This window comes from Ruegeria sp. CJ9, from assembly GCF_056536625.1.
In genome coordinates this window covers 101,614-126,896 of record NZ_JBQFPY010000009.1, presented here as the reverse complement: position 1 = coordinate 126,896, position 25,283 = coordinate 101,614, and the positions used below count along the sequence as shown (strand labels likewise).

The 25,283-nt window shown below is 59.8% G+C and carries 19 protein-coding genes; 10 read left to right on the top strand and 9 right to left on the bottom strand.

The window, feature by feature from the left end; all coding sequences use genetic code 11:
- Positions 1 to 11 precede the first annotated feature (11 nt).
- The 6 genes from ACR0AJ_RS17415 to ACR0AJ_RS17390 all read right to left on the bottom strand — a co-directional run bounded on the left by ACR0AJ_RS17415 (position 12) and on the right by ACR0AJ_RS17390 (position 8,430).
- A complete protein-coding gene (locus ACR0AJ_RS17415) occupies positions 12 to 3,077 on the bottom strand; it encodes an aminotransferase class III-fold pyridoxal phosphate-dependent enzyme (RefSeq protein ID WP_480741460.1) in 3,066 nt (1,021 codons plus the stop codon).
- Positions 3,078 to 3,186: 109 nt separating this feature from the next.
- Positions 3,187 to 4,059 (bottom strand): NAD(P)-dependent oxidoreductase, encoded by an 873-nt coding sequence (locus tag ACR0AJ_RS17410; protein WP_480648560.1) that lies wholly within the window; start codon positions 4,057 to 4,059, stop codon positions 3,187 to 3,189.
- Positions 4,060 to 4,154: 95 nt separating this feature from the next.
- A complete protein-coding gene (gene cueR / locus ACR0AJ_RS17405) occupies positions 4,155 to 4,544 on the bottom strand; it encodes a Cu(I)-responsive transcriptional regulator (RefSeq protein ID WP_170350846.1) in 390 nt (129 codons plus the stop codon).
- Positions 4,541 to 7,018: a heavy metal translocating P-type ATPase gene (locus tag ACR0AJ_RS17400; protein WP_480741459.1), complete on the bottom strand. Its 2,478-nt coding sequence runs from the start codon at positions 7,016 to 7,018 to the stop codon at positions 4,541 to 4,543. The genes cueR and ACR0AJ_RS17400 overlap by 4 nt, the downstream gene beginning before the upstream one ends.
- A 314-nt stretch (positions 7,019 to 7,332) precedes the next feature.
- Positions 7,333 to 7,953, bottom strand: a complete 621-nt coding sequence (locus ACR0AJ_RS17395; protein ID WP_480663743.1) for a pyridoxamine 5'-phosphate oxidase family protein — start codon at positions 7,951 to 7,953, stop codon at positions 7,333 to 7,335.
- Positions 7,954 to 7,965: 12 nt separating this feature from the next.
- The gene (locus ACR0AJ_RS17390; protein WP_480741457.1) at positions 7,966 to 8,430 is read right to left on the bottom strand and encodes a nuclear transport factor 2 family protein; all 465 of its coding nucleotides are present in this window, start codon (positions 8,428 to 8,430) and stop codon (positions 7,966 to 7,968) included.
- Positions 8,431 to 8,688: 258 nt separating this feature from the next.
- Between ACR0AJ_RS17390 and ACR0AJ_RS17385 the strand changes: the two genes are divergently transcribed.
- Positions 8,689 to 9,252: a TetR/AcrR family transcriptional regulator gene (locus ACR0AJ_RS17385; protein WP_170552853.1), complete on the top strand. Its 564-nt coding sequence runs from the start codon at positions 8,689 to 8,691 to the stop codon at positions 9,250 to 9,252.
- A gap of 108 nt (positions 9,253 to 9,360) precedes the next feature.
- The gene (locus ACR0AJ_RS17380; protein WP_480648554.1) at positions 9,361 to 10,518 is read left to right on the top strand and encodes an acyl-CoA dehydrogenase family protein; all 1,158 of its coding nucleotides are present in this window, start codon (positions 9,361 to 9,363) and stop codon (positions 10,516 to 10,518) included.
- A 157-nt stretch (positions 10,519 to 10,675) separates the two neighbouring features.
- Here the strand turns inward: ACR0AJ_RS17380 and ACR0AJ_RS17375 are convergent, their stop codons facing one another.
- Positions 10,676 to 11,575, bottom strand: coding sequence for a LysR substrate-binding domain-containing protein (locus ACR0AJ_RS17375; RefSeq protein ID WP_170362059.1), 900 nt, complete (start codon positions 11,573 to 11,575; stop codon positions 10,676 to 10,678).
- Between the two features lie 238 nt (positions 11,576 to 11,813).
- On the opposite strand from ACR0AJ_RS17375, the gene ACR0AJ_RS17370 reads away from it, so the two are divergent.
- The 3 genes from ACR0AJ_RS17370 to ACR0AJ_RS17360 are packed head-to-tail and all read left to right on the top strand — an operon-like array spanning position 11,814 to position 16,348.
- On the top strand, positions 11,814 to 14,006 hold the full coding sequence (locus ACR0AJ_RS17370; protein WP_480741455.1) for a dehydrogenase E1 component subunit alpha/beta: 2,193 nt from the start codon (positions 11,814 to 11,816) through the stop codon (positions 14,004 to 14,006).
- Positions 14,003 to 15,037 (top strand): ACP S-malonyltransferase, encoded by a 1,035-nt coding sequence (locus ACR0AJ_RS17365; RefSeq protein ID WP_480741453.1) that lies wholly within the window; start codon positions 14,003 to 14,005, stop codon positions 15,035 to 15,037. The genes ACR0AJ_RS17370 and ACR0AJ_RS17365 overlap by 4 nt, the downstream gene beginning before the upstream one ends.
- Before the next feature lie 39 nt (positions 15,038 to 15,076).
- Positions 15,077 to 16,348, top strand: coding sequence for an NAD(P)/FAD-dependent oxidoreductase (locus ACR0AJ_RS17360; protein WP_170350855.1), 1,272 nt, complete (start codon positions 15,077 to 15,079; stop codon positions 16,346 to 16,348).
- A 19-nt stretch (positions 16,349 to 16,367) separates the two neighbouring features.
- Here ACR0AJ_RS17360 and ACR0AJ_RS17355 read toward each other — a convergent pair whose 3' ends face one another.
- The gene (locus tag ACR0AJ_RS17355; RefSeq protein WP_170350856.1) at positions 16,368 to 17,270 is read right to left on the bottom strand and encodes a LysR family transcriptional regulator; all 903 of its coding nucleotides are present in this window, start codon (positions 17,268 to 17,270) and stop codon (positions 16,368 to 16,370) included.
- Positions 17,271 to 17,345: 75 nt separating this feature from the next.
- Here ACR0AJ_RS17355 and ACR0AJ_RS17350 point away from each other — a divergent pair, with 75 nt between their 5' ends.
- From ACR0AJ_RS17350 to ACR0AJ_RS17330, 5 genes are all read left to right on the top strand, one after another.
- Positions 17,346 to 20,558, top strand: a complete 3,213-nt coding sequence (locus tag ACR0AJ_RS17350; protein ID WP_480741452.1) for a 2Fe-2S iron-sulfur cluster-binding protein — start codon at positions 17,346 to 17,348, stop codon at positions 20,556 to 20,558.
- A 127-nt stretch (positions 20,559 to 20,685) separates the two neighbouring features.
- A complete protein-coding gene (locus ACR0AJ_RS17345) occupies positions 20,686 to 21,552 on the top strand; it encodes an FAD binding domain-containing protein (RefSeq protein WP_480741450.1) in 867 nt (288 codons plus the stop codon).
- Entirely contained in the window at positions 21,549 to 22,028 is a 480-nt protein-coding gene (locus tag ACR0AJ_RS17340; protein ID WP_170350859.1) for a (2Fe-2S)-binding protein, read from the top strand. Before ACR0AJ_RS17345 ends, ACR0AJ_RS17340 begins: the two co-directional genes overlap by 4 nt.
- A complete protein-coding gene (locus tag ACR0AJ_RS17335) occupies positions 22,028 to 24,283 on the top strand; it encodes a xanthine dehydrogenase family protein molybdopterin-binding subunit (RefSeq protein WP_170350860.1) in 2,256 nt (751 codons plus the stop codon). The genes ACR0AJ_RS17340 and ACR0AJ_RS17335 overlap by 1 nt, the downstream gene beginning before the upstream one ends.
- Positions 24,276 to 24,521 carry a MoaD/ThiS family protein gene (locus ACR0AJ_RS17330; protein WP_170350861.1) on the top strand — a complete coding sequence of 82 codons (246 nt, stop codon included), beginning with the start codon at positions 24,276 to 24,278 and terminating at the stop codon, positions 24,519 to 24,521. Before ACR0AJ_RS17335 ends, ACR0AJ_RS17330 begins: the two co-directional genes overlap by 8 nt.
- On the opposite strand, the gene ACR0AJ_RS17325 is transcribed toward ACR0AJ_RS17330, so the two are convergent.
- The gene (locus tag ACR0AJ_RS17325; RefSeq protein WP_170350862.1) at positions 24,518 to 25,225 is read right to left on the bottom strand and encodes a lysophospholipid acyltransferase family protein; all 708 of its coding nucleotides are present in this window, start codon (positions 25,223 to 25,225) and stop codon (positions 24,518 to 24,520) included. The genes ACR0AJ_RS17330 and ACR0AJ_RS17325 overlap by 4 nt on opposite strands.
- Positions 25,226 to 25,283 lie beyond the last annotated feature (58 nt).

Genomic DNA, 25,283 nt, shown 5'->3' with positions numbered 1-25,283 from the left:
GGGTTTATTTCTCAGCAGCACCCGCACCCAGCATGGTGATGCCCCTGATCGCAGGCTGGGGCAGGGGTGAAATCACCCACTCCGGTCAAAACGTCCCGCAAAGCCCAGAGGATCATGTCGGCGTCCTCGGCCTCGATCGTCAGCGGTGGGCGGATTTTCAGGATGTTGTCCTTGGGCCCTTCGCTGCCGATCAGAATACGATGATCGCGCATTCGGTTTTTGACGTATTTGCAGATTTCGGTGCCCTCGGACCCATCCGGGTTGATCAGCTCAACCCCAAGAAACAGGCCCATTCCTCGCACATCGCCAACGCATCCGAAATCGGACTCAATCTGACGCAGACCATCCATCAGGCGCGCGCCCATATCGCGGGCGTTGTCCTGCAGGCCTTCGTCATCGACGATGTCCAGCACCTCTTTGCCAATCCGGCATGACAGGGTCGAGCCGCCAAAGGTTGAAAAGAACTCGATCCCGTTGTCAAAGCTCTGGGCGATTTCCTTGGTCGTAACCAGTACGCCCAGCGGATGGCCGTTACCGATAGGTTTGCCCATGACGACGATGTCCGGCAGCGCGCCTTGATGTTCAAAGCCGAAATAGTACTCACCCAATCGCCCAAGCCCGGTTTGTACTTCATCGGCAATGCACACACCGCCCGCAGCGCGGATTCTCTCATATACCGCTGGCAGGTAACCTTTGGGCGGAATGATTTGGCCGCCGACCGAGGGGAAGGTCTCGGCAATAAATCCTGCGACCCCGTGCCCCTTGTCTTGCAGAGCAGCGATTGCAGGGTCTACAAAATTCGCGAATTTTGTAGCGCGGTCCGGGTCGTCACGCTTGAATGACCCGCGATAGTCGTCGGCAACCTCAACCAACTCGACCCAGTCGGCCTGACCGACACCGCCGGGTTTGTTGAACTTATAGGCCGAGATCGCAACAGCCGCGTTGGTGTTGCCATGATAGCCGTGATCCGGGGTGACAATGCCCTTGGCGCCGGTATGGGCGCGGGCCAGACGCAAGGCCAACTCGTTCGCCTCGGTGCCTGAATTGACAAAAAAGCAGACCTCGAAATGATCCGGCAGTTTCGAGAGAATCTTGTCGGCAAAGGTCGTTTGGGCAGGGTGCAGATAGCGCGTATTTGAATTCATTCGCTTCAGCTGATCCGCCGCCACCGCCTGAATTCGCGGATGCGCATGGCCCACATGGGGGACGTTGTTATAGGCGTCCAGATAGGGCCGTCCCCATTCGTCAAACAGATGATGTTTCCAACCGCGCACCAGCATGACCGGATCGTCATAGGTCAGGCTGAGGTTGCCGCCGAAATGATCGTGCCGCCCCTGCAGGATCGCTTGCTTGTCGGTGGGGCGATAGAACACTTTCTCATCCGGTAGATTCAACAGCGCCGCGGGGTTGGGGCAGACGGCGTGCCACAGCTCCATCTCATCGGGATCGCCGACACCGGGCCAGTCGGTCTGCATCCCATCCGTGGTTAGCGCCAGTTGGAAATGCACATGTGGGGCCCAGCCGCCATTCTGACTAGCATCGCCCAGCCGGGCAAATGCCGCGCCTTGCGCCACCGGATCGCCCGGCTTCAGACGGTCACAAACTTCGGGGTCCAGATGACCATAAAGAGTATAGAAGGGATCACCTTCGGGCGTTTCGTGGTGAAGGATCACGACGCCGCCATAGTCCAAATGGGCGTCGCGGTTCTCGACCGCTTCGACCCGGCCGCTCATCGGCGCGTGCAGCACGGTGCCTGCCGGGGCAAACACATCCACCGCCAAATGCACGGTGCGCCGGTCCGAAGCCTTCCAGGGCCCCTTGCGGAACCCGGGCTCGGCATAGATCAGGCGGGGTTCGTTGTAATAGCCCAACCAAAGGCCTTGGCCAAATTCCTCACCCACACGCGCTGCCTCTTCCAGTGGCATGTAGAACGGGTTCTGCGGCCAGGTCGAGTTCTCAACCGACAGTGAGCCCATGGGCGCATCGCTCAGATCCTGATTGAACATCAGGGCGAACTGGCCGCGATGTTCGGACAGATAGGCGTGGATGCGTTCGGCCCCGTCAGTAACGGGCAAACCGCAGGCCGTTCGTAGCCGCGCCGCCATCAGGTCACCGTTCACGCCTGCATTCTCAAGGAACCGCCATGCGGGGGCCTGACTGATCGTCACATAAGGATCGTCCGGGTTCTCGATCGCCATAAGGGTCGAGTTTACAACGGACACCGCCAGCCGCATCCGCAGCAAGGGCCAGATCAAATCAATCTCATCGGGGCGCAGCCGATTAGCCGCGTGATAGCCCTGCACAAGAGCGGCAAGCGCGCGTTCCGGTTTAGGGTGATCCAGAACGATATAGGCCCCCGCAATCGCTAGATCACAGACACGCGGCGCAGCACACATATCGCCCAGATCAATCAGGCCCGAGATACTCTGACGCTGACCCAGTTCGCCCTCAACCAGAATGTTGTAGTCGTTGACGTCATTATGGATCGCCTGTTTCGGCAGTTCCGCCAACGGACCCGAGATCGCCGCGAACTGGTCACAAATCTCGGACAGCAAAACCCGACGAGCAGGATCAGTGATCGCATCCAGCCGATCGGCGATCCAACCGGCTTGCGTAAGGTCCCATTTGAAATCTGCACGATGCAGCCCGTCATGGGTAAACCGCTCCAACGCTTTGTCGGTGGCACCCAAAACACGCCCCAATTTTAAGATCAACGCCTCGGATTTAGGCGCGGCCTTGGCGTAACATTGCCCCGGCAGGCATTCCAGCAACCAGACCAGCCGCATCTGCCCTTGCTGATCGGCAATTTGCGGCAGCTGCGCCCCGGTAAGGGCGGGATAGACCTGAGGGAATGGCAGCCCCGGCGCCTCACCCGCGATATGGGCCAATGCCTTGACCTGCAGATCAACGAACTCTGCTTCGCATCCGGGGCGCATGACTTTCAGTACATAATCCTGACCATTGGTAGCCCGCACCATAAAGTTCAGATCATATTCGCCATCCAGCCGCGTCAGCTTGGCGTCCAGCCCCCAATGGGCGCGCAGGGCATCCGCCCAGAATACGGTCAAGTCGCTCATACGCTTCCCTGTCCAATTTTCACGAGGTTCCCCTTCATCTGGCCGAAAATATCCTCGGGGGTGAATTGGCCGAACGGTCCAAAAGGGGGCAGACAGCCCCCCAATGCCGTCAGTCCAACGCGCGCAACCGCTTGAACAGCGAAGATGTATCCCACCGTCCGCCGCCCAGCTTTTGCACATCTTTGTAGAATTGATCGACTAACGCCGTAACCGGCAGGGACGCCCCGGTTTCGTTTGCCGTCTCAAGGCAAATCCCCAGATCCTTGCGCATCCAGTCAACCGCAAAACCGTGTTCGAAATGATCATCCAGCATGGTTTCATAGCGGTTCGCCATCTGCCAGCTGCCCGCAGCGCCCTGGCTGATCACCTCAACAACGGATCGACCGTCCAATCCGGCTTTTTCAGCGAAATGTAGCGCTTCGCTGAGACCCTGAACCAGACCGGCAATGGCGATCTGGTTGCTCATCTTGGTCATCTGCCCTGCGCCGCTGTCGCCGATCCGACGGCAGATCTTGGAATAGACCTGCATGATCGGTTCAGCCGCATCATAGGCGGCCTGATCACCACCGCACATGATCGACAAGACGCCATTCTCGGCTCCCGCCTGACCGCCCGAGATCGGGGCGTCCACAAATGCGATACCCTTGCTTTGGCCCGCCGCATAAAGCTCACGGGTCACCTTGGCGGAAACGGTGGTGTGATCAATGAAAGTTGTGCCGTCGGCCATTCCGTCAAAGGCACCATTTTCACCCGTGCAAACCATCCGCAGGTCATCATCGTTGCCGACGCAGGCCATGACGAACTCCGCGCCCTGGGCGGCTTCTTTCGGGGTGGTCGCCATCGCGCCACCATGTTGGGCAACCCAGGCTTCGGCCTTTGCGGCAGTGCGATTGTATACGGTTACTTCATGGCCCGCCGCCTGCAGGTGACCAGCCATTGGATAGCCCATGACGCCCAAACCCAGAAACGCAACTTTTGCCATATTGTGATCCTCTCTGTTGTCCGGGCCATTTCATTTGGCGGGCCGGATTGCCAGGCAGAGACAAAGCAAAGCCACGCGCAAAGAGCAACCCCGTGTCAGGGTTTGCCACCCAAATCCTGCAGGATCGGACAATCAGGCCGGTCATCTCCGGCACAGGCGTCGATCAGGTGGCCCAGCGTATAGCGCATCGCGTTGAGGTCGGCGATCTTGGTTTCGATCTGCGCCAGATGCGCGCGGGCAACCTTTTTGACATCGGCACTGGCGCGGGTTTCATCCTCATAAAGGGCCATCAGAGTGCGGCAATCCTCGATCGTGAACCCCAGCGCGCGGGCGCGGCCTAGAAAGTTCAGCTTATGCACGTCCTGTTCGCGGAACCGGCGATAGCCGTTGTCGTCCCGCATAGGTTTGATCAGGCCGATATCCTCGTAATACCGGATCGTCTTGGCGGGCAGGCCGGTTTGGGTTGCAACGTCTCCGATATTCATGGCGTCACCGTTTGGGATGTGTGGTCTTGGGATGTTTCGGGCAGTGCAGCCCGGACACGGCGCAGGCGCAGCGCGTTGGCGACCACGAAGACGCTGGACAACGCCATTGCCCCGGCAGCGAGGGCAGGGGATAGCAGATGCCCGCTGAACGGGAACAGCACCCCAGCGGCCACCGGGATCAGCAGGATGTTGTAACCAAAGGCCCAGCCCAGGTTCTGGCGAATGTTGCGCATGGTGCGGCGGCTGATCTCGACCGCATTGGCCACACCGCGCAGATCACCCGACATCAACACCACATCCGCCGTTTCAATCGCCACGTCAGTGCCGGTTCCGATGGCCACGCCGATATCCGCCGCCGCCAACGCTGGGGCGTCGTTAATACCGTCGCCGACAAACGCCAATGTGCCGAATTGTTCACGCAGCGCGGTAATCGCGGTCAGTTTACCGTCCGGCAAAACCTCGGCCGTGACATGGTCGATGCCCAGCCTGTCGGCCAGCGCTTGTGCAGTGCGGGCATTGTCGCCGGTCACCATCGCCAGTTTCAGGCCCATCGCGTGCAATCGTTCTAACGCGTCCTGCGTGCCGGGTTTCACCGGGTCCGAGACCGCCAATAGAGCCGCCGCCTGACCGTCAATGGCGACGAACAGAGGTGTGGCACCTTCGCTGGCGCGCAGATCGGCCTCGGCAGTCAGGGTGGTTAAGTCCACCCCGTTCTGCGCCATCAGCCGCGGCGACCCGATCAACAGATCGTGTCCGTCGACCGTCGCTTGAACGCCTAGCCCGGTTAGGGATTTAAATGCGGATATTGCGGGCAGATCGTCCGGGCCCGCGCGGGTGATTGCGGTGGCGATGGGGTGTTCTGACTGCGCCTCTACCGCTGCGGCCAACCGCAGAACGGTGTCGCGATCAAAGCCGTTCGTGGTGGTGACGCTTTCCAGTTCGGGCCGCCCCTGCGTCAGGGTTCCGGTCTTGTCCAGCGCGATGACCTTAGCCTGCTGCAATTGCTGCAGCGCATCGCCTTTGCGGAACAAAACCCCCAGTTCAGCTGCGCGCCCGGTGCCGACCATAATCGAGGTTGGCGTCGCCAGACCCATCGCGCAGGGGCAGGCAATGATCAGGACCGAGACCCCGGTGACCAGTGCCATCGGCAGCGCAGGCGCAGGGCCAAAGATCAGCCAGACGACAATCGTCAGCAGCGCGACGGCGATGACCACCGGCACGAACCATGCGGTGATCCGGTCGACCAGCCCCTGAATCGGCAGCTTGGCCCCTTGCGCCTGTTCGACCATCCGAATGACCTGCGCCAGAACCGTATCAGCCCCGACCCGCGTGGCGCGCAGGCGCAGCGCGCCGGTGCCGTTTACCGTTCCGCCAACAACCTGATCGGTTGGGGATTTGCCCACAGGAACGGGCTCGCCCGTGATCATGCTTTCATCCACGTAGGAGGTGCCCTCAAGCACCTCTGCGTCCACAGGAACCCTCTCACCTGGGCGGATTTGCAGGATGTCCCCAACAGTAATGTCGGCGATCGGACGGTCGATGAAGCGACCGTCCATTTCGATCCGCGCGGTTTTGGGTTGCAAGCCTACCAGTTTGCGGATTGCGGCCCCGGTGCGGCCCTTAGCGCGGGCTTCCATCACGCGACCCAGCAAGATCAAAACGACGATGACCGAGGCGGCCTCGAAATACACGTTTGCGCTGCCCTGCGGTAGGATTTGCGGCGCAAAGGTGGCCGTGGCCGAGAACAAGTACGCCGCGCCCGTGCCCAAAGCCACAAGCGCATTCATATCCGGCGATCCGCGCAGCAGCGAGGGGATGCCCTTTGCGTAGAAAACCCGCCCGGGCCCCAGCAAAATCACTGAGGTCAGCGCGAATTGGATCAGATGGCTGGTTTGCGTGCCGATGCTTGCCTGCACCCAGTGATGGAAAGCCGGGATCATATGCCCGCCCATCTCTAATACGAACACGGGCAAGGCCAGGATGGCGGCAAACAGGGTGGCGCGGGTCAGCGCATGGGCCTCTTCGGTTTTGCGCCCATCGGTCTGGGGGTCGGCGGCGTCCGCCACGCGCGCCGGATACCCGACCTCTTCGCAGCGTTTCGCCAGCATCTGTGGATCGGTTACACCGTCGACATAGGTGATTTGCGCGCTTTCCGTGGCCAGATTGACCTGAGCGTCCACCACTGCCGGATCAGCTTTCAACGCGCGCTCGATTTTAGAGACGCACGAGGCACAGCTCATACCGGCGATCTTCAGGGTCGTTTGCCGGGTCGCAGCGGGATATCCGGCATGTGACAGTGCGTTGATCAAACCGCCGAACTGACCGTCATAGGTAACCTGCGCGGTTTCCGTCGCAAAGTTGACCGATGCGTCAGACACACCCGGCACATCCAGCAAGGCGCTTTCCACCCGACCGACGCAAGAGGCACATCCCATGCCAGAGATTTTCAACTGAGTTGTCTGTGGCGCAGCCATCCGACTCATCCTATCGTCACTTTTACCCTCCAGATGAGGGTTCCAGTCACGGGAAGGTCAAGGGGTCATGTCAGATTTCCGTAGAATTCCGCAGCGCAGATCAATTGTTCGATAGCTGATCAAGCAAAAGGGAATCGTGCGAAAAGGGAAGAGGGGAACGCACGGATTCAGGCGAGGCAAAAAACGCCAACGCAAGGCCCATAGCCAGCAACAGTGCCCCAATCAGGCCGAGATGAACAACATTCAAGGCAAAGCGTAGCATGGTTGTGGACCCTATTATCTGATTTAGTTTGCGAATTTTGGGTGCAACGGGGTCAGGACCGTTGCGCTAGTTGTTGTCTAAGTTTTTCGTTCTCGGCCTGTAACTGAGCCAGTTGCTGGCCCAGCGTGTTAAGATGCGGGCGCAACTCGGCTTCGGTAAAGCGGGGTGTAATGTTGCTGGGGCAGTTCCAGTCCAGCGCCTCGACCCGAATTCGGACGGCGCGTTCGGCGGGGGCTTTTGCATCTTCGGGATAAAGGTCGGCGGCGGCGGCCGCGCCCTCAGTAAACTCCACCCGACCCAAAATCTTGAGGCGCCTCTGGTTGGCATAATCCATCAGGATCAGGGCGATCCGGTCGTTTCCATCCAGGTTCCCGCGCGAAATATACTGTTTATTCCCTGTGAAATCGGCGTATCCGATGGTCTGTGGGTCCAGAACCTTTAGAAACCCAATCGGTCCGCCGCGATATTGAACGTAAGGCCAGCCGGTCTCGGAAACGGTGGACTGATAGAATCCATCGCGCGCTTCGATAAAGGCCTTTTCAACCGGTCCGATCTGATGGCCTTGCTGCGGACCGCCGTCAACAAACTTGGCGTAAGTCTTGGCTGAGCCCATCCTTTCCTGATGCGCACGGACGGCTGGTGTAAATGTCAGTTCGGAAAAGGCACGCGGCATGTTTTTACCCCTTTACAACCCCAGGTCAGACAGCCCGGCGTGATCATCGGGACGGGGCCCTTGTGGCCAATGAAACAGGCGATCGCCCTCGGAAATTGGTAAGTCGTTTAATGAGGTATAGCGTTTGGCCATCCGTCCATCTTGTGCAAATTCCCAGTTCTCGTTGCCATAGGACCGAAACCACTGTCCGCTGTCGTCCCGCCATTCGTATGCATAGCGCACGGCGATACGGTTGCCGGAAAAGGCCCACAGTTCCTTTATTAAACGATAGTCCAGTTCCGTGCTCCACTTTCGGGTCAAAAAGGCGTGGATTTCGGCGTGACCGTTTAGGAACTCTGCCCTGTTTCGCCACTGGCTGTCATCAGTATAGGCCGGAGTGACCACATCCGGGTCGCGGCTGTTCCAAGCGTTTTCCGCCATTCGGACTTTCTGTTTGGCGGTTTCCAAACTGAACGGGGGCAGCGGGGGTCGGCTCATTGCGTGGTCTTTCATGTCAGTATGGCTGCAAGCATCGCCAAGGTTAAAACAACCGGGACGTACTGGGGTGGGAAAAGGCTGGCATGGTGTCTCATCTGAACGCTCCATGATTTACTGATCGGTACATCATGTTGGCAATGTGTACCGATCTGTAAACTTTTGCAAGTCTTATTTTGAAATTTCACCGCAGCGCACTCTACGGTTGCCGTGAGGACAGTGCGGTATTATGTACTGATCTGTACATGTAGGAGGTGACACATGCGCCCAAACAAACGCGATGAACTGGTCCGCAAGTCTTTGCAGGTCTTTTATCGTGACGGATTTCACGCCACCGGAATGGACAAGCTGGTGGTGGAAACGGGCGTGTCAAAAACCTCGATGTACAAACACTTTCGCACCAAGGAAGAGCTGATTCTGGCTGCCTTGCAGTTGCGGGATGAGAACTTCCGAAAAGAGTTCTTTTCTCGGATCGAGGAGCTCGCAGATACCCCTGCCGGCCAGTTGCTCGCCAGTTTCGATGCGCTGGGCGAGTGGTTTGATGAGAAAGAATACCGCGGCTGCATGTTCATCAAAGCAGGGGCGGAGTATCAGGAAATTGACCACCCGATCCACAAGCAATCCGCCGAGCACAAGCGCATATTGCTCGATCATTTTATCGATCTGGCGCGGAAGGCCGGTGCCCGTGATCCAGAACATCTGGCCTGCCAGATTGTTCTATTGCAGGAAGGCGCGATTGTGACGGCTGTGTTCTTGAAAACCTGTGACCCGGCGGGGGATGCTAAGGCGGCTGCCCGGGTCTTGCTGGACGCGGCGCTGGCCTGACCAGACCCGAACATTCAAAAGAACGTTACGTTCCAACGCGTTGGATGGATTGGATTGCAATGCCTCCAAAGCTACCTTGATCAACGGAAGATTTGGGGAGGATACCGCATGCAGCTATTTACCACGACCGCCAGTTGGGTAACCGAAGAACACCGGATGTTTGCCGAAATGGCGGATCGGTTCATGGATGATGAGCTGATCCCCAACATCGAACGCTGGATCGAAAATGGTGTCGTGGATCGCGATATGTGGCGCAAGGCTGGCGACATAGGGCTAATGGCAGGCGCGATCCCCGAGGTTTACGGCGGTGTAGGTGGTGGCATCGGATTTGATGCAGTTACGATGTACGCGCAATCCTCGCACGGGGATTCAGGATGGGGTTATGCGATCCAATCCATCGTCATTCACTACATCAACGCCTATGGCAGCGAGGATCAAAAGCAAAACTGGTTACCGAAACTGGCGTCGGGCGAGATGGTCGGCGCGCTTGCCATGACCGAACCCGGGACTGGCTCGGATGTGCAGGCCATTCGCACGACGGCCGACAAGGATGGAAATTCCTACCGTTTGAACGGATCCAAGATATTCATCACCAACGGGCAATCGGCAGACTTGATCCTTGTGGCGTGCAAGACGGACAAGGCGCTGGGCTCAAAAGGGGTTTCACTGATTGGGGTTGAGACCGAGAGCGCCGAGGGCTTTCGCAAGGGGCGCAACCTCAAGAAGCTGGGGATGAAGGCCAATGACACGGCTGAGCTGTTCTTTGAAGACGTTAAGGTGCCTATGACCAACCTTCTGGGCGCGGAAGAGGGGCAGGGGTTCTACCAAATGATGAACCAATTGCCCTGGGAACGCCTGACGATTGGCATCGGTGCGCTGGGCGCAATTGATTTCGCCATCGCTGAGACGGTGAAGTACACGCAAGAACGCAAGGCATTTGGTCAACGGGTGATGGATTTCCAGAACACCCGCTTCAAGCTGGCCGAGTGCAAGACCAAGGCCGAGGTTTTGCGCAGCTTCGTCAATGATTGCATCGCACGGCTTGAAGCTGGCACGCTGGATGCGGCGACCGCTTCGATGGTGAAATACTGGGGGTCGGAAGTTCAAAACGAAATCATGCACGAATGCTTGCAGCTGTTCGGTGGGTATGGGTTCATGATGGAATACCCGATTGCCCGCCTTTACGCGGATGCCCGCGTTCAGATGATCTATGGCGGCACCAATGAGATTATGAAGGAACTCATTGCCCGATCTTTGGATACTTAATCAGACCGGTTACTCCCGCCCGTCATCAATGTTTCTGGCGAAACATCTCCTCCCGTTGGGCCAGGCAGGCGCGGGCTATGCGTGCGCCTGCCTGGCCCCTCCTAATTCCGCAGGACGCAAGGCCGAAGGCGGCGCAGAACCGCATTGCACCTCTGGCTTACGTGTTGGGGGCCTGATCAATCTGACCTTGCAGCCACGCTCGGAATGATTTGAGTGGTTCGGATTCCGCCCGCGATTGTGGCCAGACCAGATAGAAATTCCCAAGGCTGACACCCGGACCGTGCCACGCTGGGACAAGCCGCCCCGCTGCCAGATCAGCCTCGATCAAGTAACTTGGGAGCAATGCCACGCCCAGCCCGTGGATAGTGGCCTGTCCCATGGTCGAGAATTGATCGAATAGCATTCCCTGTATCCCAGAAACCTCGCGGCCTTGTGCGGCGAACCATTTCTCCCAGGCTTCGGGGCGTGTTTCCAAATGCAACAGGGGCGCTTTGATCAACCACTCAATGTCATCGCTGTCGTCGGGCAGCATATCGGGTGCGCAAACGGGCACTACATCTTCGCGCATAATGGGCAGGTAATTCACGCCGGCCCAGTCGCGTTGACCAAAGTGGATCGCGGCGTCGAATTGTTCTGTGTCGAAATCAAAGGGCCGCAGCCGCGTATTCAGATTTACGGTGACTTCTGGATGGCGGCGGGCGAAATCCTGCAGGCGTGGCGCCAGCCAGTGCATGCCGAATGCAGGCAGGATCGACAGGTTTAGCGACCCTCCGGTCGGGTTGGCCTTGAGCTTCAGCGACGCCTGCGCCAGTTGGTTCAGCGCTTTGCGGGCGACCTGGACATATTCCTTTGCCGCAGGCGTCAGATGCAACCGCATCTGGCTGCGCTGGATAAGGGCGACGCCAAGCTGTTCCTCCATCGTCTTGAGCTGACGGCTGATCGCGCTTTGCGTCAGTGACAGCTCTTCGGCGGCGGCAGAAGCGCTGCCAAGGCGATCAACGGCCTCAAGCGCCAGCAAAGAGGGGATCGAGGGCAAAAAGCGGCGCGGGGCGATCATATGACAAATCCTCATACCTTTCGAAAGGAATATCACTGGCTTTTGCCGCGCGCCAGCCCGATACAAATGCAGGTATTTCTTCAGGGTATGTGCGTGTAAGCCTGTGCATCGGATCGGGTGTTTAGTTCCGGGGTGCTTGCGACTTTCTTTTGCCTCTGCCCTCGAATGCCTGCAAGAAAGGGGGGGTGCTGCTGCGGCAACACTCCGGATTAAGTCACACAGGATCAGGGAACCGGCCATGGATCGCGCTCAGATCGTTCACGAGAATTTCCTGACCCGAGTCGCACAGCGCGATTTACCCGACGGGGCCGCCCCCAGACCGGGTCTGAGCAACCCCGATGCGGTGTCATTGTTTCGATCGCAAGTCCTCAGCCGCGCGCTGGATCGCACTAGCCGTGCGATGCAGAAGGCGGGGCAGGGCTTCTATACGATAGGCTCTTCGGGGCACGAGGGGATGGCAGCCGTCGCCCATGCGCTGCGCCCGACCGACATTGCCTTTCTGCATTATCGCGATGCGGCGTTTCAGATTGCCCGGGCCGAACAGGTGCCGGGCCAGCAGATCGCCTGGGACATGTTGCTGAGCTTTGCGTGTTCCAAGGATGACCCGACCTCGGGCGGGCGACACAAGGTGCTGGGGTCAAAGGCGCTGACGATCCCGCCGCAGACCTCGACCATTGCCAGCCACCTGCCCAAAGCGGTGGGCGCGGCCTATAGCCTGGGCGCGGCGCGGCGGCATGATCCGGAACACCGCGAGTTGCCCTTGGACGGGATTGCTGTTTGTTCTTTTGGGGATGCTTCGGCCAACCATTCGACCGCGCAGGGGGCGCTCAACACGGCCGGTTGGACCAGCGTGCAATCGACGCCGTTACCGTTGTTGTTCGTGTGCGAGGATAACGGGATCGGAATCTCGGTAAAGACACCGAAGGGCTGGATTCAATCGTCGATGGAGCATCGGCCGGGCGTCAAGTATTTCCAAGCCAATGGGTTAGACATATTCGAGACTTACGCCGTGGCCAAGGAAGCCGCTGATTACGTGCGAACCCGCCGAAAACCCGCCTTTCTGCACCTGAAAACAGTGCGCCTCTACGGTCACGCCGGGGCGGATGTGCCGACCACCTATCTGTCTAAAACCGAGGTCGAAGCTGATGAGGCCAACGACCCGCTGCTGCATACTGTGCGTTTGTTGGATCAAGCGGGCGCGTTGCAGCCGGATCAGGCGTTGAAGATTTACAATGACACCTGCGCCCGCACGGATCGCATCGCCGCCGAGGCCGCCACCCGCCCTCACTTGTCAGATGCCGCCGAGGTGGTGGCCAGTCTGGTTCCACCGAAACGTATCTGCAAACCCACCAACGGCCCAGATGCCGAGGCGCGCGCCAAAGCCTTTGGCGGCGATTTGCGGGCGATGAATGACCCCCAGCCCATGAGCCGCCTGATCAACTGGGCGCTGACAGATCTGATGCTGGAACACGGTGAAGTCGTCTGTATGGGTGAAGACGTGGGCCGTAAGGGAGGCGTCTATGGTGTGACGCAGAAATTGCAACAACGCTTTGGTCCGGATCGGGTGATCGACACGCTGTTGGACGAGCAATCCATACTTGGGCTGGCGATAGGAATGGGGCACAACGGCTTTATTCCGATCCCCGAAATTCAGTTCCTGGCCTACCTGCACAATGCCGAGGATCAGATCAGGGGCGAGGCCGCGACGCTGCCGTTCTTCTCGAACGGGCAGTTCACGAACCCGATGGTGCTGCGGATTGCGGGGCTGGGGTATCAGAAAGGGTTCGGCGGGCATTTCCACAACGACAATTCCCTGGCGGTGCTGCGCGACATTCCCGGCGTGATCATTGCCTGTCCGTCCTCTGGTGCAGATGCGGCACAGATGCTGCGTGAATGCGTGCGGTTGGCGCGGGAAGAGCAAAGGGTGGTGGTGTTTCTAGAGCCCATCGCGCTGTATCCGATGCGCGATTTGCACGGGGCGCAAGATGGCGGATGGATGACCACCTACCCTTCGCCGGATCAACGTATTTCGTTGGGTGAGGTTGGCGTGCATGGGGATGGCACCGATCTGGCCATCGTGACCTATGGCAACGGGCATTATCTGTCGCAACAGGCGCTGCCCAATCTGGACGCAGCCGGTATAAAGACGCGCATCATCGACATGCGCTGGCTGGCGCCTTTGCCAGTCGAGGCCCTGCGCGAGGCCACCAAGCCCTGCGCACATGTTCTGGTCGTGGATGAATGCCGCCGCACCGGCAGCCAGTCCGAGGCGCTGATGACGTTCTTCGCCGAAGAAAATCCCGCAACGCCAACCGCACGCGTTGTGGCCGAGGATTGCTTTATCGCCACGGGTCCGGCCTATGCCGCGCCACTGCCATCCAAGGGCGGTATCGTTGCCGCCGCGCTGAAACTGGCCGGAGGCCGCCAATGACCCGCACAGCCGTCGTCATCTGCCCCGGTCGGGGCACCTATAACAAGCCCGAGCTGGGTTATCTGCACCGCCATCACGCGCAGCGGATAGACCTGTTCCACAGCTTCGACGCCATCCGTGCCGAGACGGGGCAGGACGCCGTGACCGCCCTGGATGGTGCAGGCCGGTATACGATGTCCAAGTATTCGCGGGGCGATGTGGCCTCGCCCTTGATCTATGCGGCCTCGTTTGCCGATGCGCAGGCTTTGGCGGACGATATCGAGGTTGTCGCAGTCACCGGTAATTCGATGGGCTGGTATATTGCCCTGGCCGCTGGTGGTGCGCTGTCGCCGCAGGATGGTTTTCGGGTGGTGAACACGATGGGCACGCTGATGCAGGAACAGCTTATTGGCGGGCAGCTTGTCTATCCATATGCGGGCGACGATTGGCGGGATGCTCCGGCGCGCAAGGCCGAGTTGCTGGCGGATGTGGCGCGGATCAACGCAACCGACGGGTGTGATCTGGCGCTGTCCATTGATCTGGGTGGGATGTTGGTGCTGGCTGGGAACGAAGCGGGGTTGAAGGCGTTCGAAGCTTCTCAGCCTGTTGTACAGGAACGCTTTCCGATGCGGTTGGCGAACCACGCGGCGTTTCATACGTCCTTGCAGACTCCGGTCGCTGCAGAAGGGCGCGCGCGACTGGCACCGGATCTGTTTGCGCAGCCTGATCGCCCCTTGATCGATGGGCGCGGCAAAATCTGGTGGCCGGGCGCGACAGATACGCAGGCGCTGCGGGACTACACTCTGGGCCATCAGGTGACCGAGACCTATGATTTTACCCGCGCCATCCAGACCGCTGCGCGCGAGTTCGCCCCTGACCTGTTCATCGTCACCGGCCCGGGCGCGACCCTGGGGGGTGCCGTGGCGCAATCACTGGTTCTGGCCGATTGGAAGGGCATGTCGGACAAGGCGGCGTTTCAGGCGCGGCAACAGGTCGAGCCGTTTCTGATCGCAATGGGCCGTGATGATCAAAGGGCACTTGCAACCGGCTGAGTCCACCGCAATGATCCGCGCAAAATTCTGGAGCCCAGCGTGAGTGACCACGACCAATCCCTGTGGTTGAAAACCTGCCGCGAGCATGTGGAAGACCGCCCCCTAAGCGGTGATCTAACGGTTGATCTGGCCGTAATCGGCGGCGGCTATACTGGCTGTTCCGCAGCATTGACGGCAGCGCAGGCCGGGGCGTCGGTCTGCCTGTTGGAGGCGCAAGGCATTGGCCACGGCGGTTCAGGCCGAAACGTCGGTCTGGCGAATGCGGGGCTGTGGTTGCCGCCCGAGGATATCCGCGCGCATCTGGGCAAGCGGGCCGGGGATCGGTTGATCGATCTTTTGGCCGCGGCACCTGCGGATGTGTTTGACCTGATCGAGCGGCATGGCATCGACTGTGATCCTGTTCGCAATGGGACGTTACACTGCGCGCATTCCGCCTCGGGCCTGCAGGATTTGCAGAGGCGTCACGCCCAGTTGAGCGCCACGGGAGCCCCAGTTAAATTGCTGCCCGCCGATCAGGCCACGCAACGGACTGGCAGCGCGGCATTCCATGGCGCGCTGTTTGATCCGCGTGCGGGGACGATTCACCCATTGGGCTATGTGCGTGGTCTGGCCCGTGCCGCTGCCGAGGCCGGGGCGCGGATTGTCACCCAATGCCCGGTGCAGTCGATGAAGTACGACAATGGTCAATGGGTGCTGAAAACCCCGCATGGCTCGGTGCGGGCGAAATCGGTAATTCAGGCCACCAATGCCTATCATCAGGGTCTTCAAGATACCGCCCCGGACTATGTTCCGGTCTACTACTTCCAGTTCTTTACGGCTCCGCTGTCGGACAATCTGCGGGCCAGTATTCTGCCGGGGGGTGAGGGGTGCTGGGACACCGGGTTGGTCATGACCTCTTTCCGTATGGATGCCGAAGGGCGGCTGATCATCGGGGGCATGGGCGATCTGGGGCAGGCGGGCCGGGCGGTTCACGCGGCATGGTGCAGGCGCAAACTGGCCGAGTTGTTTCCTCAACTTGCAGATCAGCCGTTGACCGAGGGGTGGCATGGGCGCATCGCCATGACCTCGGACCACATCCCCAAGATCACGCAGATCGGTCCCAATGCCCTTTCAGCACACGGATATTCTGGACGGGGCATCGGTCCGGGTACGGTTTTTGGCCGCTTAATGGCAGAAAGCCTGCTGCAGGACGACCCGAGCCTGCTGCCTGTGCCTGCGGTTCCTGAATACCGCGAAAGCTGGACCGCCCTGCGACGTGCTTATTTCGAGACGGGCGCGACGTTGATGCATCTGATCAAGGCACGGTTCTGATCCGCGACCGCCCCGGTGATCAATTCTGCAGCGTCGTGGCAATGGCCTCGATCCGTGCGCGCAACCAGCGATGGGCCGGGTCATTGGCCGAGCGTTGATGCCAGACCATGTAGATCGAGACCGGCTCGCACTCGAACGGCAGTGGCGCGCAGTCCAGTGCCGCCAACGGCCCGTGTTTCATCAGCACAGTGTCCGTCGATATCAGGTCGCTGCCCTTCACAAAGGACGGAATCGCGTGGAAATGCGGCAGGGTGACGGTTGGTGGCCGGATCTGGCTTTGGTCCACACCACGCATCACAGCGCGGGAACTGCGTCCGTCGGTAAATCGCACTTCAATATGCTCAGACTGGCAATAGGCCTGCCAACTGTCTGGCGGATTGCGCTGATCGGCATCGTAGAAAATCATTAGCGGGCTGATCAGTACGCGTTTTTGAAAAATATCCGGCCCATCGGGCGGCAGCGGGGTCAGCATCAACTGACACCGGTCGCTGCGCAGCAGGTCGGGGTCGGGGACGCCGGACGGGATGAACCCCAGCCGCAGGCGCACGCCTTCGGCCCGAAGCGCGTGCAGCAATGGCGGAAAGATCAGGTCGCGCGGCATGTCGTTGGTGGCGATCTGGATGCTGATCTCATCGGCCAGCGGATCAAACGGACGCTCGTCAGTCAGCGCCCGCATGCCGTCCAGCACCTGTTGTACCGGCTCTTTCAGCGATAAGGCGCGCTCGGTCGGGGTCAGGCCCTGACCCGAGCGCACGAACAACGGATCCCCCAGAACCTGCCGCAGTTTGGCCAGCGTGTGGCTGATTGCCGATTGCGTCACACCCAACCGGTCGGCAGCCTTTGAGACCGAGCTTTCCTCGAGGATCGTCAGAAAGGTGCGCAAGACTTTGCCGTCCAGATCGGTGAAATCAGTTTTGCTCATATCATCTATGACTATTCATGAATGGATTTGCTGTCTACGGCGCATTAGGTGACAGTCAGCAACAGGAGGCGCGCAATGGGAATCCGCTTTTTCTCGGATAAGAACAGACCTGTCCATATGGGCCGGTATCCGCTGGAGCGGTTGGAGCGGCAGATCGAGATGCCGGATCTGTCTGTGGTGCCCCCGATGCCAAAGCTGAGATTTCGCCAACCGGACCAGCCCGAAAGCATCGTCAACGCGATGGGTGAGTTTCAGGCGATGATGGACGCCATCCGCGACGGGTTCGTGAATCCGGTGAGATCAGAGATTCCGGCGGACCCGTCCGAGCGCGCCAACCACCTTAAGGCATTTGGCTATTTCAATGATGCCTCGATGATGGGCTGCGGCCCGTTGCCGTCTGAGGCGTTGTTGTCTGAGCCACGTCGCAACCCCGATATCGACCGGTTGTCCCATGCGCTGAAGACGCGACAGACCAAGACGTTGGCTTCGGGAATCGACCTGATCATGGCGGACCTGAAGGAAAGCATGGAGGCCGCGCCCAAACCGATGGAAACGCATCGCCACGCCATCGTTTTTCTGTACGAACACAATCGTGATCCAGACCCGACCGAGCCAGGGGCCGAGTGGATCATCGACGCGCAGGATCATCGCGCCTGTCTGCTGGCGACCGAGAATGCGGTGGTGATTGCCAATTACATCCGCCTGCTGGGCTATGACGCGCGGGCGCATACCGCGATGTCGTCCGAGGTTGATCTGGGCCGGCTGGCAGTAGCGGCGGGTCTAGCCACGGTTGAGGGTGGCGACATAGTGGCCCCGTGGTTGGGCAAACGGTTCGGTCTGGCCGCCGTAACGACCGAGTTAGAGATCACGCATGACCAGCCTCTGATGCCCATGGCGCAACAGCCGTGGTTTCACACACAGGGTCCGGCCTGGTGGTTGGGCACCGGGTTTGCCAAGAACGCCTTGAACCGCGACGTTTACGCCAAACGGCGCTATGTGGACGGCGCACATCCGTTCGAAAAGCTTAAACGCGTTGAGAGCCCTACCACTTATATCGACGAAGAAAATGTCGCCCGCGTCCCCAAGCGTGCTGACATGTTCGCCCGTGCGTTGTTTGGCGATATGGGCAAACCGCTGCAGGACGCGGCAAAGGGTGGGCATTATGTCCGCAAATCTGCCCCCAGCTTTGCGCAGCGCCGGGCGCTTGGGGCCTTCGTGCTTTTGCAGGATGGTGAAAGTGCTGAGGTGTCGCAGCCTACCGATGCCGCGCGCAATGCCGCGAATATTAAGGCCGCAAGCTATTTTCTAAGTGCCGATGCCGTTGGCCTCAGCCGGTGCCCTGAATGGAGCTGGTATTCCCACGACGCTGCTGGAGAGGAAATCAACCCCCCGCATGATCAGGCGATCAGTATGATCATCGACCAGGGGCGTGAAACCATGGAAGGGTCCAGTGGTGACGACTGGATCGCGGTCAGCCAGTCCATGCGGGCTTACTTGCGGTTTTCCCTTCTTGGCGGCGTGATTGCGCAGCAAATCCGTAACCTCGGATACAAGGCCAGAGCGCATACCGTCATGGACGGCGAAGTGCTGCAACCGCCGCTGTTGCTTCTGTCTGGTCTGGGTGAGGTCAGTCGGATCGGAGAGGTGATCCTGAACCCCTATCTGGGGCCGCGCCTGAAGTCCGGTGTGGTGACAACGGATATGCCGGTTGGCCACGACAAGCCCATCGATTTCGGTCTGCAGAGCTTTTGTGAGGCATGCAACAAATGCGCGCGTGAATGTCCTTCGGGGGCGATCACGGCCGGGCCGAAGCTGATGTTCAACGGCTATGAAATCTGGAAATCCGACAGCCAGAAATGTGCCACGTACCGGATCGGCACGTCAGGTGGGGCCATGTGCGGGCGGTGCATGAAAACCTGCCCGTGGAACCTTGAAGGTATATTTCAAGAGCGGCCCTTTCGCTGGGCCGCGATCAACCTGCCGCAAGCTGCGCCTGTATTGGCAAAGCTGGATGATGCGGTCGGAAATGGCGGTTTGAACGACGTCAAGAAGTGGTGGTGGGATATCGAACTGCAGACTGATGGTGCCTATCGCCCCACCACTCACCCGCTGAACCGGCGTGGTCTGCAAACAGACCTTGACCTGAAATACGAAGATCAGACTTTGGCCGTCTACCCCGCCTATCTGGCGCCGCACCCGTGGCCCTATCCCTTTGCGATGGACCGCGAGGCCGGGATTGCTGCCTATCAGGCGATGGTCACGGCTGAGGAATACAAGGCCCGCAAAGCGGCCGGTGATGTGTCGGTAATCCACCGCTACACTATTGCGGGCGACGCGCCAGTGATGCGGGTTGAGCTGACCAAAGTCGACAAGATGACGGCGGATGTGACCAAGTACGAATTTGCGGCCATCGACGGCGCGCCCTTGCCCGACTGGACCGCAGGGGCGCATTTGGACGTGCTGGTCGCGCCGGAATTCCTGCGGCAGTATTCTATGTCTGGCGATCCGTCTGACCGGTCCTCCTATCAAATCGGAGTGCTGCGCGAGGATGACGGGCGCGGCGGCTCAGCCCTTTTGCACCGCATCTTTAACGAAGGGCGCAAGGTGTTCATCTCAAAACCGATCAACCATTTCGAATTGGATGAGACGGCCACCAAGACCTTTTTGATGGGCGGCGGGATTGGCATTACCCCCATGATCGCCTTTGCCCACCGCCTGCACGCGCTGGGCAAGCCGTTCGCGCTGCATTATTCAGCCAGAACCCGCGCCAGTGCGGGGTTTCTGGACGATTTGGCGGCGATGCCCTGGGCGGAACATGTACATTTTCATTTCTCGGACGAAGGCACCCGCGCCGATCTGGATGCGGTTCTGTCAGGCTACCAACCGGGTTGGCACGTTTATACCTGTGGGCCGGACCGCTACATGGACAGTGTGATACAAGCGGCCGAGGCGCAGGGCTTCCCCGAGGACGCGCGGCATCTGGAGTATTTCTCGGTCCCTGAACAGCCTGAATATGAAAACCATCCGTTCACCTTACGGCTGGCAAAATCGGGTCGGGAATTGATCGTACCTGTGGAAAAGGACGCCGCACAGGTGTTGACCGAGGCGGGGATTCACGTGGACGTCAAATGCTCAGACGGCATATGTGGGGTTTGCAAATGCGGTGTGATTTCGGGAGACATTGAACATCGCGATTTCGTTCTGTCGAACCAGCAACGCGCGGATGCGATGATCCTGTGCCAAAGTCGCGCGGCGCAGCCAGACGGCGTGATCGAGATCGACCTCTGACCTCAGGTCTGGAAACGACATCGGGTAACATGAAATTTGGTCGCTCCTGCCATGGACGCGGCCATGCTGCTGCACTAACGTCCCCTCTGAACCCAGTGAATCCTGATCAACAGGTGCGAGGTATTTCATGGATTATCACAGCCCCGCCAGCTTTGCCGAAGCTTCGGCACTGGCCGCAAACGCGACGGGCATCACACGGTTTCTGGCAGGCGGCACCGATGTTCTGGTGCAACTGCGATCAGAACTTGTGACGCCCGATACGCTGATCGACATAAAGAAGATCGACGGCGTGCGCGATATCAACAGCAACGCCGACGGCAGTTGGACGCTGGGCGTCGCTGCCACTGGTGCCGAGATGAGCGAACATCTGGAACTGGGTCGCGACTGGCCCGGCGTGGTCGAGGCGATGGATCTGATCGGCTCGACCCAGGTTCAGGGGCGCGCGACGCTGACCGGCAACCTGTGCAACGGCTCTCCGGCGGCGGATTCGGTGCCTGCCATGGTTGCGGCGGGTGTCACGGTCACGGTGACCGGCCCGGATGGCGACCGTGAGGTAGCGGTCGAAGACATCCCAACCGGACCCGGTAGAACGTCGCTGGCCAAGGGCGAGTTGATCTCGGCCGTCCACATCCCCGCACGGGGCGACAATGGCGGCGACGCATACCTGCGCTTTATCCCGCGCACTGAGATGGACATTGCCGTGGTTGGCGTTGGCGTCAGCCTGCGTCTGGACGGGGACACCGTCACCGAGGCGCGCGTATCATTGGGCGCTGTCGCGCCGACCGTGCTGCTGGTTGAGGACTGTGCCAAGGCCATCATCGGCAGCGCGCTGGACGACGCTTCATTGGATGCACTGGCCGCTGCGGCATCCGCCGCCTGCAACCCGATTGACGACAAACGCGGCACTATCGAATTCCGTACCGAGGTCGCCGGCGTTCTGGCCAAGCGCGCCGCGAAAATCGCCTATGCCCGCGCCAAGGGAGAGGTAGCATGAGCAAGTTCCACGTATCCACCACCGTGAATGGTGACGCGGTCGATTACCTTTGCGATCCGCGCGAAACCCTGCTGGATTGTCTGCGCGACAAGCTGAACCTGACTGGTGCGAAAGAGGGCTGCGGCACCGGCGATTGCGGCGCATGCTCGGTCACGGTTGATGGCCGTTTGGTCTGTTCCTGCCTGATGTTAGGGGTCGAGGCCGATGGCAAGCAGATCGAAACCGTCGAAGGCATCGCGGAGGGTGACGTTCTGCATCCGCTGCAGAAAAAGTTCATCGAGCATGCCGCCCTGCAATGCGGTATCTGCACGCCGGGCATTTTGGTCGCGGCCAAATCGCTGCTGGAGAAGAACCCCAACCCGACCGAGGAAGAGGCCCGGTACTGGCTGGCAGGCAACCTGTGCCGCTGCACTGGGTATGACAAGATCATTCGCGCCGTGATGGAAACGGCCGAAGAACTGCGGGAGGCTTCATAATGGCACTCGACGATCGTAAAACGCAATTCACCTTCGTCGGCACGCGCCCGGATCGGCCCGATGGTCTGGACAAGGTCACTGGTCGCGCCAAGTTCGGGGCGGATGTTTCTGCGCCAGGCATGCTGCACGGCGCGATCCTGCGTTCGCCCCACGCCCACGCACGGATTGTGAAGATCGACACCTCGCAGGCCGAAGCGCACAAGGATGTCAAAGCCGTCGTCACCCGCGCGGATTTTGCCGAAGTGCCGTTCAAACCCGGCCTTGAGGGTGAATTCTGGAATGTTCTGGAAAACGTCATGGCGGGTGAAAAGGCGCTCTATGACGGGCACGCAGTTGCGGCTGTGGCGGCGACCTCGGCTTTGGCGGCGCGCGATGCGCTCAAGCTGATCGAGGTTGAATACGAGGTGCTGCCGCACGTCACCGACGTAGACAAAGCGATGGAGCCGGATGCGCCGGTCTTACGCGAGGGTGCTGCGGATTATTCCGTACCCGAGGGGATGCACCCAAACGTCGTGCGGTACCACGAAAGCGGGCACGGCGATGTAGAAGCTGGCTTTGCCGAAGCTGACTTGATCATCGAAGACAGCTTTGTCACCGAGGCGACCCATCAGGGGTACATCGAGCCGCATGCCTGTTTGGGCATGTTGGGCAACGACGGCAAGGGTGAGCTGTGGTGTACCACTCAAGGCCACTGGATCGCGCAAAAGACCTGCGCGGCGCTATTGGGTATCGAAACCTCGCAACTGCGCGTGACTGCGTCCGAGATTGGTGGTGGTTTTGGCGGTAAAACCACAGTCTTCATCGAACCTGTCGCGCTGGCACTGAGCCGCAAGGCGAACCGCCCGGTTAAGCTGGTGATGACCCGGTCCGAGGTGTTCCGGGCCACTGGCCCGACATCCTCGGCGTCGATGGATATCAAGATCGGGATGAAGAAGGATGGCACCATCTCGGCAGCCCAAGGCGTGTTCCGCCTGCAGGGCGGGGCGTTTCCGGGCGCCCCGGGTGACATGACCGCCATGTGTGCCTTTGCACCCTATAACCTGACCAATGTCAGCCAGATTGGGTATGACGTGATGGCCAACCGCCCGAAACAGGCCGCTTACCGCGCGCCGGGTGCGCCGATGGGGGCTTTTGCGGTTGAATCGGTGATTGACGAGCTGTGTAAGAAGCTGGGCCTCGATCCGATCGAAGTTCGTCTAAAAAACGCCGCCCATGAAGGCACCAAAGCCAGCTATGGCCCGACGTATGAGCGGATCGGTTTGGTGGAAACGCTTGAGGCCGCGAAGGCCCACCCGCATTACTCAGCCCCGCTGAAGCCGGGGCAGGGTCGTGGGATTTCCTGCGGGTTCTGGTTCAACCACGGGGGTGAAACGTCGGTTTCGCTGGCGCTGTCCGAGGATGGCTCGGCACAGTTGATGGTGGGCACGCCCGATATCGGCGGCTCACGCGCGTCAATGGCGCTGATGGCGGCCGAGGTTCTGGGCATTCCGTATGAGAACATCCGTGTGACCGTCGCCGATACTGCGACGCTGGGGTATAACGACGTTTCGCATGGTTCGCGCGTGACCTATGCAAGCGGCTTGGCAACCATCAAGGCAGCAAAACACGCGGTTGAAAAGCTGTGCGAACGAGCTGCCGCCAGCTGGGGAATTCCGGCGGATGCGGTGAAATGGGAAAACGGCTGCGCTGTACCTTCGGGTCCAAACGCGGGTGATTTCGACCCGCGCCCACTGGCCGATATCACCGCCCACATGGGTCAAACCGGCGGGCCTATCTCGGGCCATTTCGAGGCCACGCCAGAAGGCGCAGGCGTATCCTTTGGCACCCATATCGTTGATGCTGAGGTCGATCCGGAAACAGGCAAGACTGCGATTACCCGCTATACGGTCATTCAGGACGCGGGTAAGGCGATCCATCCTACCTATGTGGAAGGCCAGTATCAGGGCGGTGCCGCGCAAGGCATCGGCTGGGCACTGAACGAGGAATATATCTATGGCGAGGATGGCCGCCTGCAGAACTCGATCTTCCTGGATTACCGTATTCCTGTCGCCAGTGACTTGCCGATGATCGACACGGTGATTGTCGAAGTGCCCAACCCTGGCCATCCGTTTGGCGTGCGTGGTGTGGGTGAGACGGGCATCGTGCCACCTTTGGCCGCCATCGCAAATGCGGTGTCGCATGCGGCGGGCGTTCGGATGAAGCAACTGCCGATGTCACCGCCCCGCATTCTGGCGGCGCTAAAGGACAATGGTTGAGGTTCACCTCTGGTCCAGCCTCCGGTCACTGACCGGGGGCCAGCAGGTGGTGGAGGTTGAGGCCAAGACCACAGGCGAGTTGCTGCGAGAATTGGTGAAGATCCATCCGCAATTGCAGGCCCCGATTGATGCGGGGGTGTCCATCGCCATCGACGGGCGGGTTATCGCCAGCGGGTTAACCGAACCGATCCCCGAAGGCAGCGAAATCTATCTGATGCAACGGCTGAGGGGTGGCTAACCCTTAGGCGACCACGGTTCGCGCCCGACCATGCGGTCGGCTTCGGCGGTGATGTCGTTCATGTGCTGCTCAAGGCTTTGGCGCAGGGTTTCGATCTGTTCTTCGGACGCTTTCCGCGGCACGGTTTCAGTCCATTCCCGGCACAGAAAGACACCCTTATTCCGCCAGGGGCGCGGCATCAAAAGGCGATCCCATGTCCCCGCCTCGCGGCCATGTTCTGCCGAAAAGGTGATGCCGAACACCCGCTTGCCCGAGGTGCGCGCCCAGACCAGAGGCACAGTGGACAGTACCCGTTCGGGACCGCGCGGACCGTCCGCGGCGATGCCTATGGAAATGCCCTGCTTAATCTTGCCGATCACTTGGCGCGATATGGCAATGTTATTTGCGTTTTTGCTGGTCATGGCGATGGTATCCATGCCGAACAGTTTCTGCACTCGGCCCACCATACTACCCGCTCTTGCGGATGAGGTGATCGAACAGATCGGCCCTTTTTCCAAAGGAAAGAAATAGGGGGATTGCGCCAGCCTTTGGTGCCACAGCACCACGATCACCGGCTCACCCTGTTCGACCAGATGGTCCAGTTCGTCGTACCCGATGCGTTGCCATTTGGTGTTGCGATTGACCATCCGGATATAGCTTGCGATGCGGCGCGCAGCCCAGTTCAGAACGGCTTCGCTGTCGGCGATCTTTTTGCGGATACTCACGGATGGGGTCCCTCGTACTGACCAAACCGTGTCTTATAGAACTCAACGCCGCACGCAA